This window comes from Streptomyces sp. NPDC046931 (genome assembly GCF_040644655.1).
Taxonomy (GTDB): Bacteria; Actinomycetota; Actinomycetes; order Streptomycetales; family Streptomycetaceae; genus Streptomyces.
On sequence record NZ_JBEYWX010000008.1, the window covers coordinates 215,164 to 232,383 of the forward strand.

Genomic DNA, 17,220 nt, shown 5'->3' on the forward strand with positions numbered 1-17,220 from the left:
CACCGTGAAGATCACCCTCGAAGCCGAGCGATGTGTAGGAGCCGGGCACTGCGTCCTGTCGGCACCCGAGGTCTTCGACCAGGACGAGACCGACGGCATCGTCGTGCTGCTCGACAACGGTCCGGACCCGGCGCTCTCGGACGCCGTCCACGAGGCGGCGGACCTGTGCCCGGCCCGCGCGATCCTCGTGGAGGACGAGGACGGCACCGCGTGAGCCTGACCAGCCGGCTGCGGGACGCGCTGGGCCGCGCTGCCGTCCTCACCGACCCGGACGCGACCGAGGGCTACGCCCGCGACATGATGCCGCTGGCCCCGGCGGGCCGCCCCTGCGCCGTGGTGCTGCCCGCGGACACCGCCGAGGTGCAGGCCTGCGTCCGCGCCTGCGCCGAGGCGGGCGTGCCCGTCGTCCCGCGCGGTGCGGGCAGCGGTCTGACCGGCGGCGCCAACGCGGTGGACGGCTGCGTCGTCCTGGTCACCACCCGGATGAACCGCATCCTCGAACTCGACGCGGACAACCGGCTGGTCGTCGTCCAGCCGGGGGTGATCAACCGGACGCTCCGGGACGCCGCCGCGGAACACGGCCTCTTCTACCCGCCCGACCCCTCCAGTCTCGAATGGTGCACGCTCGGCGGCAACCTCGCCACGGACGCCGGCGGGCTGTGCTGCGGCAAGTACGGCGTGACCAGCGACGCCGTCCTCGGGCTCGAAGTGGTGCTGGCCGACGGGTCGTTGCTCACCACGGGCCGCAGGACCGTCAAGGGCGTGGCCGGTTACGACCTGACCCGGTTGTTCGTCGGCAGCGAGGGCACCCTCGGGGTCATCACCGGCGCGACGCTGAAGCTGCGTCCGCTGCCCGCCGCGCCCGGCACGATCGTCGCCGCCTTCGACTCCGTGGAGCGGGCTGGGGACGCCGTCAACCGCGTGGTCCGGGCGGGTCTGGTGCCCTCCCTGATGGAGATCATGGACGCCACCTCCCTGCGGGCCTCAGCCGAGTACCTGCGGGCGGACCTCGGCGCGGGCGACGGCAGCGCCCTGCTGCTGTGTCAGTCGGACGCCGGCGGCGAGTCCGCCGCCGCCGAACTGCACGCCATGGAGCGCCAGTTCAAGGAGTCGGGCGCCACCTGGACGCACGCCACCAGGGACCCGGCCGAGGGCGGTCTGCTGCTCAGGGCCCGCCGGGTGTCCCTTCCCGCCTTGGAGGCCCGGGGCGCCTGCATGACCGAGGACGTGGCGGTGCCCCGTACCCGGATCGCCGAACTCATGGCCGGCTCCGAGGAGATCGGGGTTCGGGCCGGCCTGACCGTGGCCGTCGTCGGCCATGCGGGCGACGGCAATATGCACCCCACCGTCCTGTACGACGGGGCGTCGGCGGAGGAGTACATCCGTGCCCGTGGTGCCTTCGACGCCATCCTGGCCCTCGCCCTGTCCCTCGGCGGCACCGTCACCGGCGAGCACGGCATCGGCAAGCTCAAGACCGAGTGGCTGGAACGGGAACTGGGCCCCGTCTCGATGCGGGTCCACCGGCAGCTGAAGGACGCCCTCGACCCCGCGGGCCTGTTCAATCCGGGCGCTTTGCTCGCCCGGCGTCCGGCGGGCGGGCGCACCGCGTGATCACCCGTACCGTCCGCACCGTCGCGGGGCTCCCCGCGCAGCTGCGCACTCTGTTCTTCACCACCCTGATCTTCCGTACGGGCACGATGGCCTACCCGTTCCTCGCCGCCCACCTGCTGCTGCACGAGGGGCTGGGCAAGGGCACGACTGGCACCGTCCTCGTCTGCTTCGCCGTGGGCGCCCTCGCCGCCGACCTGTCGGCGAGCGTCCTGCTCGGCAGGGTGACCACCCGTACGCTCATGGTGGGCGGTCTGGTCCTCAACGCGGCGGTCCTCGCCCTGTTCCCCTTCGTGCACGGCCTGGTGCCGCTGATCGCCTCCGTCACGGTATGGGGTTTCGCGTACGAGATCGTCACACCGGCCGCGTACTCGGCGACCGTTGCCGCCGCCGGTCCCGAGGGGCGCAAGGTCGCCTTCTCCTGCTACCGGCTCGCCATCAACCTCGGCATGGCCGCCGGACCCGTCGCCGGCGGGCTGCTCTTCGCCGTCGAGCCCCGACTGGTGTTCTGGGCGAACGCCGGCTGCGCCCTGGCCGCGGCCGGACACCTCGCGGCACGCTCCGCCGGAGCACCCACCGTTCATCCGCGGCGGCGAAACGTCCCGCGGACCGGCGTCGTCCGCCGCACCCCGTACGAACGGGCACGGTTCTGGACGATCTTCGGGCTCTCGCTGCCCGTCCAGCTGGCCTACTCGCTGCCCTCCGTCTTCGTCTCCACCTACGTCATCGTCGGACTGGGGCTGCCCGGGTACTGGGCGGGCGTCGTCTTCGCCGTCAACGCGGCGGGCATCGTCCTGTTCGAGGTCCCCCTCAACGTGCTCATGGCCAGGACGGGACACCTGCCCACCCTGCTCCTCGGCTACGGCCTCGCGGGCACCGGTTTCCTGCTGATGGCGCTGTCCGGATCGGGTCCGTCGCTCGTCCTGTCCACGCTCGTGTGGACCGCCGGGGAGATCGTCGTGTTCCCGGGGCTCCTCGGCTACGTCAGCGAACTGTCCAGCGAGGCCTCGGCGGACCGCAATCTCAGCCTCTACTCCACCGGCGTCAACATCGCCTTCATCCTGGCCCCCCACCTGTCCCTGCTGCTCGCCCGGCCGTCCGCCCCCGGCATCCCGTGGGCCGTCGCGGGCGGCACTCTGTGCGTCGCCTGGCTTCTGCTCACGGTTGCCCGCAGCAGCCCCTTCACCTGGTACAAGGAGGAACCCTCATGCACCGACGCGATCTGACCCCGTTCATCGGCGTCGAGTACTCCGGAGTCACCCACGAGGACCTGCGCAGCGAGGAACTCTTCGCGGACGTCGTCGACTCCGTCCACCAGCGGGACCTGGTGGTGCTGCGCGGTATCCGGCTGACACCCGAGCAGCACATCGCTCTCGCCGCTCGCCTCGGCACCCCCGTCCCCTTCGTGCTGAGCGACTGGCGCCACCCGGAGTTCGCCGAGATCCTCGTCTCCTCCAACGAGCGCCGGAGGAACAAGCCCATCGGCGTCCCGCGGGTGGGAAACTTCTGGCACCAGGACTCGTCGTACAACGCGCGTCCCGCCGAGTACACGGTGCTGCACGGGGTCAACGTGCCCGAGGAGCACGGCCACACCCTCTTCAGCTCCGCCGCCGACGTCTACGAGCGGCTGCCCGAGGAATGGAAGACCCGCCTGGAGGGGCTCACCGGACTGCACACCCTGACCAGGCAGCAGCGCATCGAGCCCCGCCACGTGGGCCTGTCCATCGCGGAGATGCGGGCCCTGGTCGCCCACGAGTACCCGGCGGTCGAGCATCCCGTCGTCCGCCGCGACGCCTTCACCGGCCGACGCTTCCTGTACGCCGCCCGCGAGTACATGGACTCGGTCGGCGGTCTCGACGCCAACGGCAACGAGGAGTTCTTCGGTCTGGTCGACTCCCTGGTGCAGGACCCCGCGCACGTCTACGAGCACCGCTGGACGCCCGACGACCTGCTGATCTGGAAGACCGCGACCACCTACCACCGGGCGACCGATCTTCCGGAAGGCGTCGGCCGGACCGTGCACCGCATCAGCGTCGCCGCCTGACCGGCCGCGCACGGAAGGACCCGACCTCCCCATGAGCCACCCCGCCCCGAGCCGTCCCGTCGGCGTCGTCGTCGACGGCTACTCGATCGGCAAGTTCCTGCCCGCCGCGTTCCAGCGGCTCGGCGCCGACGTCGTCCACCTGCAGTCCACCCCGGAGTTCCTCGCCTCCGTACCACCCCCGGACCTCGGGCCCTACCTCGCCAACGTGGTGCACAGCACCGGCGACTGGGACCGCACCGCCAAGGAACTCGCTGCCTACGCCCCCGTCGGGGTCCTGCCCGGCCAGGAGACCGGCGTTCCCCCGGCCGACGCCGTCGCCGAGCGGCTGGGCCTGCCCGGCAACCCGGCCGCGACCTCCGCCGTGCGCCGTGACAAGTACCGGATGATCGAGGCGCTGCGAGCCGCCGGGCTCCGCTGCGCCCGGCAGCTGAAGTCCGCGGACGCCGCCGAGATCGTCGCCTGGGCGGAACGCGGGGCCGGCTACCCGGTGGTGGTCAAGCCGCTCAGCTCGGCCTCCACCGATGGTGTCTCCATCTGCCGCAGCGCCGAGGAGATCCGCACGGCCGTGGCCGCGGTGCTCGGCACCCACGACATCTTCGAGCGCCGGAACACCGAGGTCCTCGCGCAGTCCTTCCTGCGCGGCCCCGAGTACATCGTGGACATCGTTCGGGGCCTTGGCGGCGGGCGTCACGTGTGCGGGGTGTGGCGGTACGAGAAGACGGAGACCGGCCCCAAGCGGATCTACGACAAGGACATCCTGCTCGACCCGGACAGCCCCGAGGTGCCCGTCCTCGTCGACTACGTGGACCGCGTCCTCGACGCTCTCGACATCCGCTTCGGCGCCGCCCACGCCGAGGTCGTGCTGACCCCCGCGGGGCCCGCCCTGGTAGAGGTCGGAGCCCGGCTCAACGGAGACATGGTGCCCGCCGTCCACGACACCTGCATGGACGGCAACCAGGCGGACCTGCTCGCCCTGGCCTGCGTACGGCCCGAGGATTTCCGGCGCCGGTTCGCGGGGCGCACGATGTACCGCAAGCACCGCGAAGCCCTCGTCGTGCACGGACAGACCACCCGGGAGGGGATCGTCGAGGCGATCGACGAGGACGTCCTGGCCCGGATCGCCGCCCTCCGCACGGTCCGGCTGGCCGTGCCCCGGCTCGGCCCCGGCGACCGGATGCGGCCGACGACCGATCTGCTCTCCAGCCCGCTGCGAGTCTTCCTGGTCGGGGACCGCTACGAGGACCTGCTCGCCGACCACCGGCGGATCCAAGGCCTGCAGGAGGGTGTCTTCCGGCTCGCCGGGCCCGGCGCAATCGCGCGCTGAAGCGGCCGTCGTTCTCCCCGCGCACGTCCCGACACATACCGAAAGAAAGGTTGTCCCATGGGTGTGCCCACCCGGGCCGATCTGGCCGGCATCCCCGACTACATCATCCCCGGTCAGCCACCCGGCGCCGTCCTGCTCAACTCGAACGAGAGTTCCCTCCCTCCGCTGCCCGCGGTCGTCGAGGCGGTCGCCCGGGCCGCCACCCAGGGACACCGGTACCCGCAGTGGTTCTCCGAGGGCCTGGTGGCGCGGCTGACCGCCGAGCTGGAGGTCCCTGAGTCATGGGTCGCGATCGGCTGCGGCTCGGTGAGCCTCTGCCAGCAGCTCATCCAGGCCTACTGCGCTCCGGGCGACGAAGTACTGTGCGCCTGGCGGTCGTTCGAGGCGTATCCCGTCTTCGCACGGGTCGCCGGAGTCCACGCCCGTACCGTGGCGCTGGACTCCGGGCATCGGCACGACCTGGCCGCCATGGCGGATGCCGTCTCCCCGGCGACCCGCGTGGTCTTCGTCTGCAACCCCAACAATCCGACAGGCACCGCGGTCGACGCCCGCGAACTGCGGGACTTCATGGAGCGAATCCCGGACGACGTGCTCGTGGTGCTGGACGAGGCGTACCGGGAGTTCGTGACGGACCCTGACGTACCCGATGGCCTGCTGCTCGCTCGTGAACGCGAGAACGTGGCGGTCCTGCGCACCTTCTCCAAGGCCTACGGGCTCGCCGGCATCCGGGCCGGCTACTGCGTCGGCTCGCCGGCCGTCGTCTCGGCGGTCAACAAGGTGGCGGTGCCCTTCGCGGTCAGTCGGTTGGCCCAGGCTGCGGCGGCGGCCGCGCTGGACCACACCGCCGAAGTGAGCGAGCGCTGCCGGGCCGTGGCGGCAGAGCGGGAGCACCTACGGGACCGGCTGCTGTCGGCGGGCCTGTCCGTCCCTGCCTCCCAGGCGAACTTCCTATGGCTTCCGCTGGGCGACCGGTCGGCGGACTTCGCCGGGTTCTGCGCGGACCGTGGTGTGCTGGTCCGGTGCTTCGGAAACGAGGGAGTACGGGTGACCGTAGGGGTGCGGGAGGAGAACGACATCTTCGTGCGGGCGGTGCAGGAGTACGCGTCCGACACGGGAGCCGGCTTCTGAACGTGCCGCCCCGCGGGGCTGTCGCCAGAACGGCACCAGGCACGCGTGGCGGCCCGCGCTTTCGGCCAGGCCGACCGCGCCCCCCGACGACATCGCGTTCGCCGACCAGCCCCGCAGACCGCTGTGCAGGAGAGGCGGTACGTCCTGCTGAGCGGGCAGGCAACCCCGGTGCCGCGTACCCGCGGGAAACGAGCACTCGCCAGGCGGCGTCGCACTCAAAACCCGGGAGATACCCCCGGCACGTCATGTGCCCGGGCCGGATCACCGTCCGCACCGTTTCCACCGCGTCCGGCCGACACATCGCCTCCTCTCGGCCGCAGCGGTACGCCCGCTTCGGTGAGCACACGATGGACGAAGCCGTATGACCGGCCATGGGCCTGCGCTATGGCACGGATCGAGCGTCCCTCCTCGTACTCCCTGGCCAGGACTTCGGCGAGCTCCTCACGCGCGTCACCAGTGATCCACTTCTTCTTGTGCACGCACATCTCCTCTCGCGACTCCCGACATCGGGACTGATCACCGAGTGCCCACGTCGCCGCGCCGCATGCGGGCGTTCGCGGCAGCTGGAGGCGGCGTGCCGGGCCGGGGCCCGTGCAGCCGGATGCCGGCCCGGGCCCAGACCCCGGCGCAGGACGCCCGGCAATGGGCGAGGTCAGGAATTGACGATGCGGCGCACGTTGTCGACCGAGCCGCAGCCGGCCTTCAGCTGACGCTCGCGCTCCTCCCAAAACGCCGCTCCCAGTTCCTCACGCCGCTCCGTCGCCACGTTCTCGCGCGCACCGTTGAGGATGGTGCGCTCTTCCTCGTCGGCGTGGTGGGTGACGGCCTGCACCAGTTCCTCCAGCTTGGAGTCCCACTCCTCGGAGCCGACCTCCTCCACCTCCAGGAGGTCCAGGAGGGCCTTGTTGCCCTCGTCGTGCTCGTGCTCGCCGTGCTCGACCTCGTCGTCGTCGATGTTCTTGTACCTCTTCAGGGCGGGATAGACCTTGGCCTCCTCGGCCAGCGCGTGGGCGATCAGCAGGTCCGCGAACTCCGACAGCGCGGCGGACCGGTCGGCTTCGACGCTGCGCATCAGGCGGAAGAGGTCCTCCATGCGCCGGTGGTCCTGAAGGATGAGCTCGACGACGTCCTGTGTCTCGGCCATGGCAGGGCACCACTTTCGTTGCGTACGGTTGGGGTCACTACCGCCTACCCTCACCGTCTGCGTTGATGGCTCATCGGCGCCGCGGCCGTGGCGCCCCCATCGCTGCTCCGTCCGGCCGCACTGCACCCGGCGCAGCGACCAGACAGCGGCCTGCGGGGCAGACCTGGAGCAGGAGTACTCACCGCCTCCCAGCCCCTCAGTAGTCGACCGGATCTGTTCTGCGGCGAGCTGCGGGGCCCTCTTGCGAGCGACGGCGGGGGAGTGCGTCGAGTTTTGCGGTGAGCCGGCCCGGTGTGCGAAGACGCCGGCGCTCCACTGATCCAGAGCCGGCACGCAGGTTGACGGTGCCGGGGTGGTCGAGCCCGGGGTGGAGCGCCGCCTCCTGTTCCTTGAACTCGCAGCGGTGGCAGAACGGTCACGGATCGCATCGGCTGCATTTGCCGTCCGCACAGCGCGCACCGCACCCGCCCTCGCAGGGCGTAGGCCCGCCCACCCTTCCGGCCCGGGCGCTCTTGCCGCTGCTGACGCGCGGGCGCGTTCCCTGCGGGTCGTCTGGACGGCTTCGAAGAGCCGGCGCAGGGCCGGCGCCGCAGCGGGTGTGGCACCACGTGGCTTACCGGCGAAACCGTGTGAAGCCCCCCGGTCGGAGGGTTGAGTCCTGGGTAGGGTGCTCTTTCGCCAGTCGCAGCGCAATGGGATTGGCGGCAGAGGCAGGGCCGGCCCACGATTCGTCGAGGAACGGGCTCGGCTTGCCGTGCCAGAACACGTCCACACTGTCACGCGCTCGTGTGGCTGCCACGAACAGCAGGGAGCGAGCCCGCTGCATCTCGTGCCGGTAGCGGACCGGATCCGTGTCACGCAGCCTGGTGACGGCCTCGCGCGGCACGAGTCCGTCAGACACGCCCGCGATGATCATTCGCTGGTACTCCAGGCCCTTGAACCGGAACATCGTGCCGATGTGCACGCCGGAGGAGCCGTGCGGGCCGTCGGAACGGATTTCCACCGAGTCGATGCCGTTCAGTTTGAGCGTGTAGGCCACCTCGGCCGCCATCTGGTTGGTCGGTACGCAGATCGCGATCTGCTCGTGGGGAATGCCCGTGTCAGAGCCGGCGTCCCACCCCTTGATGAGCGCGGCCACGCCCTCCCGCTCTGCGGCCCAGTCCGGGAACGCGTGCCCGGCAGGAAGCCTCCCGCTGAGCACCGACCGGTAGCCGGCCAGGTTCTCCTCGCTGCCGTCGAGGTCGTCGTACGTCGTCTCGCCAAGCACACCGAGGGCGGAGCGCAGGATCTGCCGCGTCGTGCGGTAGCTGAGGCTCAGCTTCGAGGACCGGCCGCGGATGTTGACGCCCAGGCTGCCCAGCGTCACCTGGTTCTTGTAGATGCGCTGGTGGGTGTCGCCGACCAGGAACAGATCGTCGGCGCCGCGAGCGGTCATCGCACGCAGCATCTTCCAGTGGGCGGGCCGAAGATCCTGGGCCTCGTCCACGACGATGTGCCGGTACCGGTAGCGCAGCCATCCTCCTGAGCCGTCCTGAAGGTGGACGTTGTCACGGCCGCCCGCCTCCTCACGCTGCCGGGCGATGTTGAGGATCCGCTGCTCGCGGCCCAGCTCGAGCCGTGCGGCACGCTCCGCCACCTGGTCCCAGGTCTGCCGCCCGAGCCGGTCGAGCCGCTGCGAGAACCGCTCCGCGAGCTGCCAGATCTCGGCGCGCTCACCGCGACCGATGTTCCGGCCGCGTCCGGCACGCCGGGCGCGGAAGTAGTCGGTGCGGGTACCGACGGCCTGGCCGAGGATGACCTGGGTCCACTCGTCGTGCAGGAACTCCGGGTCCCACTTCTCCTCTCCCAGTTCGTCCAGCAGCCCGCGCCATTCGCGCACCGCCTGGCTGTCGTCGATGGCCTGTTTCCCGTTGCCCGGTTCGGCCTCGCGGACGATGCGCAGCGCCAGTTGGTCGACGTGGCTCACCTCGACCCGGCTCAGCAGTTCCTCGCCACCCAGTTCCAGCAGCCGGGAGCGCAGGTCGGCTGCGAGGTTCTTGTTGTACGTGGTCAGGAGGACCGGTTTGTCCCGTCCCGGGGGCAGCTGCCGCACGAGATGCCGCACCCGGTGCAGGGCGACGATGGTCTTGCCGGTCCCGGGCCCGCCGCCCACCCGGGCGGGACCGTTGTAGCGCCGTTCGACCAGCCGGGCCTGGGTGGGGTGGAGGAAGACCTTCCAGCGGCCGAAGTCGCCGCTCTCCAATGCTTCCCGCAGGGCGTCGTCCGTGGTGGTGACGACCGTCGCCGGCCGCTGTGCGGCGGTCTCGAAGTCGTCCGGATCGACCGGTTCGGTGGAGGCCACCGGCTTGGTCACCTGGTCGAGCACGTCGTCGTAGGACGCCCCGTCGAACAGTGCGAGCAGTACTTCACCGGTGAGCTGCGGCGCGTACTCGACGAGTCCGAGCAGTTGGTCCTCGGTGGTGAGGGTACGGATGACGGGCAGCAGCGGTTCGGCGACACCGAGGTCCGTCAACTGCTGGTCCGACCAGCCGTCGAACAGCGACCGGGCCGGTTCCGGCTGCGTGGACGTGGCCGGTTCGGCGGGCGCCGGGGCCTGTGGGGCCGGAGCGGGGAGCCGACGCAGGACGCTGTCCTCGACCACCTCCAGGTCGACGTACTCGATGCCGCCGGTGACCTGGTTGACGCCGTAGGACAGCCGGTTGTAGACGTCCTTGCGGTGCTTGACCGAGACGATCAGCCAGTCGTTGTCGGCGAGCCGCAGCAGCAGCGCCCGGTACTCGTCGTTGACCCGCGCCGACCAGAGCCTGCTGTCGCCCTTGAGCTGCTGGAGTTTGAGCCCGGTGGTGTGCGGGTTGCTCCGGAACCTGTGCTGGAAGTCGAAGAACGCGCCCTTGACCGTGCGGGGGAGTTTGAGGATCTCCTTGTCGGCCTTGTCGAGCAGGCGCAGTGTGACGCCCGAGGTGTTCATCGCTTCCGCTCCCCGTCGCTGGTGGTGCCGCTGTCGTACTGTCGTTCGGTGAGCCGGGCGGTCATCGCCACCGGGTCCCATTCGGCGGCGGAGCGGACTGTCCAGCCCGCCGCCGCGAAGGCCCTGTCCCGGTCCTGTGCCTCGTAGTCGGGCTCGTCTGTGTCCGTACGAGGTGCGAGGACCACTCCGATCCGGACGTCGGGCCACGCCAGTTCGGCCTGCCAGCCGTGACCGTCCAGTTCGTAGCCGTCCCTAGGCGCCGGCACCGCCGCGTCGGCCAGCGCTCCGGCGAGTTCGGCGAGCCCTGGCTCCTCCGGGTCGAGGTACTCGATGACCCGGTCCCAGCCGGGATCCCGCCCCGGCCCGGCGTCGTCGGCGGACCGGCCGGCCGTGGGCCTCGCAGGGGCTGCCTCGCCGCCTCCCACGGCAGGCACCGAGGGCGCGGCGACGACCCCGACGGAGGCGAGCTCTTCAGCCTGGGAAGGCACGGGGGTGCGAGTCGAGGTCAGCCAGCCTTCCCCGCCGGTCACGGTGAGCACCTCGGGGGCGAAGCCGTCGATCATGCTCGACGTCAGCTGGGCGCTGTCGCCACCGCCGTGCTCCAGGAACTGCAGCACGTTGCTCCAGTAGAGCCAGGCACGCCAGCGCCGTTTGTGGGTCGGCTCGTCGGCGAGCGCCGCTTCGCCGTCGTCCAGGACGGTGAGTCCCGTCCATACGGGCGGGGTGCGTCTGCCGTCCGCGGCCAGCACCAGACGACAGCCCGACGCGTCGGGGCCGGACAGCAACCGCACGGGACCGGCGGCCCCGGCGGCCCTGCCGCCGCGCAGCGCTTCACGGATACCGACGCCGATGCCCTCGCCGGGGAACGCGGCGGCACGCACCCCCTCCGCCCCGCTGAGCCCGGCGGCAGCCGCTTCCGCCCGTCGCCGCCAGCGCTCCGGGTCGGGAGAGCGCAGATAGGCCAGCAGCAGCCGGGCCGGGTTGACCCACACCGTCTCGGCGAGTTCACCGGGCAGGCCCCGGCCCACGCGGTCGTAGTAGTCGCGTGCGCGCTGCTGTCCGCCCGTGCCGTACGGCACCCACACCGGGTCGGCCGGACCGCCCCCCGCGTATCCGGTGTCCTGGATCCGCTGACGCCACTCCTTGACGTCGTGGTAGGTCAGCTGGAAGACACGAAGGCCGTCCGCCCGGAGCCGGGTGCGTTTCGTGGCGTCGTCCGCCAGCCGGTTGTGCTCACGGGTGGCGTGGTACGCGTAGCCGTCGAGGTACAGGGCGACGCGTGGGCCCGGGGTGTCCAGCCGTTCGAGGAGTATGTCCGGCCGGGTGCCGTCCAAGGCGCGCTGCTGGGAGACGCGCCAGCTCACGGTGGTCCCGTCGTCGGCCGTGAGCCGCAGATCGAGGGCGTACGTACCGGCGGAAGTGGTGTACGTGTCCGCCGCCGCCCTCGACTCAGCCGACTTCGCCCAGTCCTGGAGGGTGTCGATGAAGAGGATCTCCAGGTCGCTCTCGGCCTGCCGCTGGAGCGGGATATGCCGCGTCGTGGCCACCGGGGAGGTCCGCCAGCCTTCACCGTCGGGGCCCAGCAACTCGTCCAGCATCTGGCGGACTTCGTTTCGGCTCACCTTGTCGTAGTCGGCGGCCGGCACGCGCCGCAGCAGACACTGGTGGCAGCCGTCGAGCCCTTTCTCGCGGCATGCGCAGCCCTCGATGACATCGCGCGCCCTGAGCAGCACCTCACGGAATCCGTCGGCCGACGCCAGCCGGTGCAGGTAGCCCGTGCCGCCCGGCAGCCGGTCGTAGACGACGAGGAAGCGCCTCGGCCAGTCCGACTCCAGGTCACCCGCCTGATCGGGCATGGTCGCCTCGGCGATGTCGATGTGGTCGGGATCGCCGCCGTAGCGGGCCGCGATCCCCGCGAACAGGGCGGCGGTGAACGACGCGAGCCGCTCCTTGACGCGTGCCACGGACGCGGGCAGCAGGATGCGCACGGCCTCGGTGGTCAGTTCGTGGGCGAGGAGCAGCGGCACGTCCTGGCCTCTGCCCTGCTGTCCGCCCGCGCCGGACCCTCGGACCCGGCGGCGCGGGCACCACAACTGATGGTGCGCGGCTGCCGGGGTGCTCGCCGCCCCCGACTCGGTGAGCGCGTGCTGCGACACCTCCACCACCGGGCGGCCGTCGGCCGTCGCGCCGCCGCACTCGGTGCAGACATGGAACGGGTTGAGCCGCACGTCGTACCCGGCGAGCGGCACCGTGCTGCTGCCGTCCTCGCGGTCCAGCCCCAGGTTCAGCGTCCGGATGGTGGCGTGGCGGGTGAAGTCCACACCGAACACGGCGGTGTCGTGCCGCCATGAACCGGGCGCCAGGCGGTCGGGGTCGATGTCCACGGTGGTGAGCACCGTGTAACGCTTGCGGTCCCGTTCGTCGCGGTCGTCGCGCACCCTGGCGTCGTCGCGCTTGTCGCGGGACAGGACCCGCCTGGGCCGCAGCACGCGCTGGACGCAGCCGGCGTCGGCGATCTCCCGCCCGTGGCAGCGCGGGCACGGGTCGGTGTTGTGCTCCGCGTTCTGCGCCTCGGTGCGGACGTATCCGCAGGCGGGACAGAGCCGCCACACCGACCAGGCGCGCCGCTCGGGGCTGCCGACGTCGAGGGCCCGCACCACGTGCCGGTAGCCGTTGACGTAGAAGCTGTTGCCGGGGGCGAGTTCGGTGAGGGCCAGTTTGCGGGACCGCTCGTAGTCCCGGGTCTCACTGCGATAAACCTTCCGGACGGCGCCCTGATCGGTTTCCGCCCCGTGGGCGCGGTCCTCCTCGCCCGGGGTCTGAGTCCAGTACAGCGTCGCTTCCAGCCGCGTGGTGGTGTCCGTCAGGCTGTAGTTGGGCAGCAGCCCGAGGTCCACGAGGGTGGCGTGGGCGCTGGACTGGCTCAGGTCCCGCAGCAGGTCCCCGGCAGCTCGCCGCTCGGCCAGCAGTTCGCGCCGTTCCCGGTCCTGGGTGTCGTCGGACCGGGCCAGGTGCCCCGCGGCCTCGTCGATCGCGGCGATCCTGCGGCGCAGTTCCTCGCGCCGTCCCGTCCAGTCCTCTTCGGCCTCCTGCAGCGCCCGTACGATGCCGCCGGTCGCGTACGAGCGGAGTTCCCCGGCCGCGTACTCGGAGACGCCCGCACCGTCGGCGTCCCGCCCGCCGCTGCCGTCGGGGAACAGCGCCAGGAAATCCTCCACCAGGGCCGCGCCGTGCGTCTGGGCCGCGTCCGCGAGGTCCTGGCACCAGCCGCTGGTGCCGAACAGGGCGGAGGACAGCCGGGGCAGGGGAGCGAGTACCTCGCCGTCGGAGGTCCTCAGCTCGCCGCGGGCCGCCAGGTCCAGCAGCCGTGCCGTGTACTGGCGGCGCAGGATCTCCACCGCCGAGAGGTAGCAGCCCGGCGGCAGGATGGTCCCGGCGATCATCTCGCGGGGCTCGTCCAGGTAGTAGAGATCGCGTGCCTTGCGTCCGCCGAACGCGACCACCAGCGCGTTGCCCGTGCGGCGCCCGGCGCGTCCGGCCCGCTGCACGTAGTTGGCGGGACCGGCCGGCAGGGAGCCCAGCAGGACGGCGGACAACTCGCCGATGTCGATGCCGAGTTCCAGCGTCGGGGTGCACGACAGCACATTGGGGTCGGTGTAGTGCGTACCCGCCTTGAAGGAGCGCTCGACGCGCTCCCGTTCGGGGCGGCTGAGCATGCCCGTGTGCTCGGCGGTCACCACGCGGAACGTGCCGCCCGTCAGGTAGAGACGGCGGTAGTAGTCGCCGGTGTAGTCCCGCTGCTGCGTGAACGAGCCGAAGCGGGACACCTCGGCCTCGGCGCCGGGCGGGCCGGGCTGGGGCGCGGTCAGGCGGCCCTTGCACCGGTACCGGGGGCACGGGTGCCCGTACCAGCGGGTGCGCCGCTCGGGCGGCACGACCTGCTGCCAGCGGCAGTCCTCGCAAGCGACGAACGCCTTGTTGACGACGGTGTCGTCGAGCAGCCGCACCTCGATGTGGCCGGGCTGCAGTCCGTACACGCGGGTCTGGCGGTCGCGGCTGGTCCGCACCGCGAGGACGCCCGCGTCGGCGAGGGCGGGCAGCAGTCTGCGCAGGTACTCGGTGGCCCCCGTGGCGTCCAGGTCCAGGCATCTGCGCGTCCAGTCCTGGTACCAGCCCAGGCGTCCGGTGATCGAGTCGAATTCGGACCGGTCCTTCTGCCCGTCCAGCAGGAACCGCGGCGGGGCGACCCCTTCGGGGAACGCGGGCATGCCGTCGGGCCTGCGCCCGGAGATGAGGTAGCGGTTGCTGCCGGCTTCCTTCATCCAGGTGTCGAGCCAGTGGTGGCGCACCGCGCCGCGCAGCCGCAGCCGCTCCAGCAGGCCCCGGACATACGCGAGATACCGTTCGGGTGTCGGCAGTCCGCCGACCGCCAGCAGCTGACCGGGCAGCGACAGGTGCAGGTCCCGCGCCAGTTCGGTGACCCGGTCCGGTTCCGTCACGGCGACCTCGGCGGCGGCGGTCCGGGTCAGTTCCAGCGTGCGGCCCATACGGCTGCGCAGCCCGAACTCCATCACCGTCGCGAACGCCAGCCGTTCGCCGATCAGCCGCCAGGTCCGCGCGTCACCGGTGCCGCGGCCGGACAGCAGCCGGTCGACGCCCGGCTCGTCGTGCAGATCGGGCGGCACCACGGCGGCCAGTGCCTCCGGGTCGTCGACCGAGTCGAGGACATGGCCGATCAGGTCGTTCAGCGCGGTCGGTGCCCCCGACTCGTCCAGGTTGTGGGCGAGCAGCGAGCGCAGCGAGAACTTGAACGAGGCGTTGGCGACGTAGCCCGCCCGGTGTGCCGCGTCCTGCGTGGAGTCGTTGAACAGCAGCGTCTTGCGCTCCTCCGGTACGAGCGCGATGTCGCCGCCGGTGAAGAGCTGGGTGACCGTCGCCGAGGCGAGGGCCGCCTGGGCCGTGCCCAGGAAGCGGATGCTGTTGTCGGTGTGGCAGGCCGGGCACCGGTCGTCCTTGGCGGCCTGGTCGGCGGTCTTCTTGTCGAGCACGGCCAGTGCGAACCAGGCGTCGACGAGCTCGCCGTCGTCCCCGGCGGCGGGCAGCCGGTACGTGCCCTGCCCGCCGTCCAGTACGACCACCGACAGCGGGTCGACGCCGCCGTCCGAGGGCCGTGCCCCGGTCAGCGCGTCGAGGGCCTGCCGTCGCTCGCGGCCGGTGGCGGAGACGAAGTAGCGGATACGTCGCCTGTCCCTGCCCACACCGGCCCGCCAGATCCGGTCCTGGGCCATCACCAGCCGCTGTGGGTCGGCCTCGGGGGACAGGGCGGCCCAGCCGGAGCGCCCGCAGTTGCGGCAGTACACGGCGGGCAGGTGCACCTGGGCGGGGCGCGGCGCGCTGTCGGTGCCCGGCAGCGGCTGCGGCTGTCTGCTCGTGGGGGGCGACGGCCAGCTGCCGGAGGAGGCCTCCGGGTCCTCGTCGCCGGGCGGCGCGGCGTTGAGCGCGGCTCGGCGGGCGGCGGTGCGGTCGTCCTCGTACCAGCGGAACTCGGGGGTGCGGCCGACCCCGCGCAGCACCCGCGTCACCGGCCGCACCCACAGGTGCGCCTCGACGTGCAGCAGCGGCCGGGGCCTGCGCTCGTCCGAGTCCGGGTCGCGGGCGGCCGACAGCAGTGCCACGAACCGGGAGAGCGCCTGGAGCACCAGCCGCGGGTTCTCCCGGGCGGTGCGGCCCCAGGAGTAGCCGAACCGGGCCAGCCGGTCCCGCAGCGCCCACTCGCCCAGCGGCTCCCCGCTGAGCAGGGACAGCACACCGTGGGTGAAGTCGTGCCGTTTCAGCAGCCGCCCGATGCGGAAGGCGTCCAGCCCGGAACGCCCCAGCATCCGGGTGGCGAGCGCGTCCAGGTCCAGCAGGTCGGGCCGGGCCTCCACGTCCGGCCCGCCGGACACCGTCACGACCTCCTGCGGCGTCGGGGGTTCCGGCAGCTCGTAGTCGACGGTGCCGGTGAACTCGTCGGCGGTCATCCGCTCCTCGCCGACGACCGCGTCCGCCGGGAACGGCATCCCGAACACGCGCGCCGCGACGTCGAGGATGCCCCCGGCCTCCTTGTCCGGCGCTCCCTCGCCGAGCGTCGCCGAGGTCGCCACCGGGCAGATCGACCCCAGTGGTCTGCCGGGCCGGGACGCGCCGGTGGCGGCGGCCAGCCGGCGCAGCAGCATGGCCACGTCGGTGCCCTGCGCCCCGTCGTACGTGTGGAACTCGTCCAGCACGACGTAGGCGGGCTCGGCACCCTCCCACAGGCCGCGGTCCTCGCCGCGCTGCAGCAGCAGGTCGAGCATCTTGTAGTTGGTGATCAGTACGTCGGGCGGCGAGAGACGCATCTCCTCGCGTCGCGTCATCACCCGCCGGAAGTCGGTGTCGGGCCGGTCGCCGATGTAGAGGCCCGCCGTGACCCGGGCCAGCTCCGGCCGCGCCAGATACTCCCCGATGCGCCCGGCCTGGTCGGTGGCGAGCGCGTTCATCGGGTACAGCAGCACGGCCTTGACCCCGGCCCGCCCCTCGGCCTTCTGCCGTCGGCAGTGGTCCAGTACGGGGATCAGGAAGGACTCCGTCTTGCCGGATCCGGTGCCCGTGGTCACCAGCGTGGGCCTGGCCGGCCCGTGCAGCGTGGACAGCCGCGCCCAGGCCTTCGCCTGGTGCCGCCACGGAGCGAACCCGGGGAACCCGGCCGACCACTCCAGATCCCGCTCCCACCCGTCGTCGGCGACGTGGAACGGCGTCCTGATCCGCAGGTAGGGCCCGCGGAAGATGCCGGTCTCGGGGTGTCCGAGAAAGCGCTCGAGCGCGCTGCGGGTGTCCTCGTCGGCCAGGGCGTACGTCGTCGTGAGGTACTGCGTCAGACTGCCGCGGAGCTGCGCGGCGGCCAGGGTGGGCTTCACGACGGTCCCCCTTGCAAGGTCGGTGCCCTGGTGATCGGTACCACCGTATAGGGGGTGGCTGACAGGCCC

9 protein-coding genes and 1 pseudogene are annotated in these 17,220 nt (G+C 71.9%); 6 read left to right on the forward strand and 4 right to left on the reverse strand.

Annotated elements, in window-relative coordinates; all coding sequences use genetic code 11:
• Window positions 1-4 precede the first annotated feature (4 nt).
• Genes ABZ876_RS17480 through hisC form a run of 6 tightly spaced genes read left to right on the forward strand, consistent with a single transcriptional unit; the run spans window position 5 to window position 6,104 of the window.
• Window positions 5-214: a ferredoxin gene (locus tag ABZ876_RS17480; protein ID WP_361781164.1), complete on the forward strand. Its 210-nt coding sequence runs from the start codon at window positions 5-7 to the stop codon at window positions 212-214.
• Window positions 211-1,611, forward strand: a complete 1,401-nt coding sequence (locus ABZ876_RS17485; RefSeq protein ID WP_361781167.1) for an FAD-linked oxidase C-terminal domain-containing protein — start codon at window positions 211-213, stop codon at window positions 1,609-1,611. The genes ABZ876_RS17480 and ABZ876_RS17485 overlap by 4 nt, the downstream gene beginning before the upstream one ends.
• A complete protein-coding gene (locus ABZ876_RS17490; protein WP_361781170.1) occupies window positions 1,608-2,834 on the forward strand; it encodes an MFS transporter in 1,227 nt (408 codons plus the stop codon). The genes ABZ876_RS17485 and ABZ876_RS17490 overlap by 4 nt, the downstream gene beginning before the upstream one ends.
• Window positions 2,816-3,652 (forward strand): TauD/TfdA family dioxygenase, encoded by an 837-nt coding sequence (locus ABZ876_RS17495; RefSeq protein WP_361781173.1) that lies wholly within the window; start codon window positions 2,816-2,818, stop codon window positions 3,650-3,652. The genes ABZ876_RS17490 and ABZ876_RS17495 overlap by 19 nt, the downstream gene beginning before the upstream one ends.
• Before the next feature lie 31 nt (window positions 3,653-3,683).
• Window positions 3,684-4,976 (forward strand): ATP-grasp domain-containing protein, encoded by a 1,293-nt coding sequence (locus ABZ876_RS17500; protein ID WP_361781176.1) that lies wholly within the window; start codon window positions 3,684-3,686, stop codon window positions 4,974-4,976.
• Between the two features lie 57 nt (window positions 4,977-5,033).
• The gene (gene hisC / locus ABZ876_RS17505) at window positions 5,034-6,104 is read left to right on the forward strand and encodes a histidinol-phosphate transaminase (RefSeq protein WP_361781179.1); all 1,071 of its coding nucleotides are present in this window, start codon (window positions 5,034-5,036) and stop codon (window positions 6,102-6,104) included.
• 215 nt (window positions 6,105-6,319) lie between these two features.
• On the opposite strand, the gene ABZ876_RS17510 is transcribed toward hisC, so the two are convergent.
• The 4 genes and pseudogenes from ABZ876_RS17510 to ABZ876_RS17525 all read right to left on the reverse strand — a co-directional run bounded on the left by ABZ876_RS17510 (window position 6,320) and on the right by ABZ876_RS17525 (window position 17,151).
• Window positions 6,320-6,589: a helix-turn-helix domain-containing protein gene (locus ABZ876_RS17510; RefSeq protein ID WP_361781182.1), complete on the reverse strand. Its 270-nt coding sequence runs from the start codon at window positions 6,587-6,589 to the stop codon at window positions 6,320-6,322.
• A gap of 167 nt (window positions 6,590-6,756) precedes the next feature.
• The gene (locus ABZ876_RS17515; protein ID WP_361781185.1) at window positions 6,757-7,248 is read right to left on the reverse strand and encodes a hemerythrin domain-containing protein; all 492 of its coding nucleotides are present in this window, start codon (window positions 7,246-7,248) and stop codon (window positions 6,757-6,759) included.
• A 733-nt stretch (window positions 7,249-7,981) separates the two neighbouring features.
• Window positions 7,982-10,216, reverse strand: a pseudogene (locus tag ABZ876_RS17520) (UvrD-helicase domain-containing protein); the annotation flags it as partial.
• Window positions 10,213-17,151, reverse strand: a complete 6,939-nt coding sequence (locus tag ABZ876_RS17525) for a DEAD/DEAH box helicase (RefSeq protein WP_361781188.1) — start codon at window positions 17,149-17,151, stop codon at window positions 10,213-10,215. The gene ABZ876_RS17525 and the pseudogene ABZ876_RS17520, both read right to left, overlap by 4 nt.
• Window positions 17,152-17,220: the final 69 nt, after the last annotated feature.

What these genes read in the sequence shown, in the direction of transcription:
- ABZ876_RS17500 (WP_361781176.1), top strand. Translation starts at nt 3,684, where the DNA reads ATGAGCCACCCCGCCCCGAGCCGTCCCGTCGGCGTCGTCGTCGACGGC.
- hisC (WP_361781179.1), top strand. Translation starts at nt 5,034, where the DNA reads ATGGGTGTGCCCACCCGGGCCGATCTGGCCGGCATCCCCGACTACATC.
- ABZ876_RS17510 (WP_361781182.1), bottom strand. Translation starts at nt 6,589, where the DNA reads ATGTGCGTGCACAAGAAGAAGTGGATCACTGGTGACGCGCGTGAGGAG.
- ABZ876_RS17515 (WP_361781185.1), bottom strand. Translation starts at nt 7,248, where the DNA reads ATGGCCGAGACACAGGACGTCGTCGAGCTCATCCTTCAGGACCACCGG.
- ABZ876_RS17495 (WP_361781173.1), top strand. Translation starts at nt 2,816, where the DNA reads ATGCACCGACGCGATCTGACCCCGTTCATCGGCGTCGAGTACTCCGGA.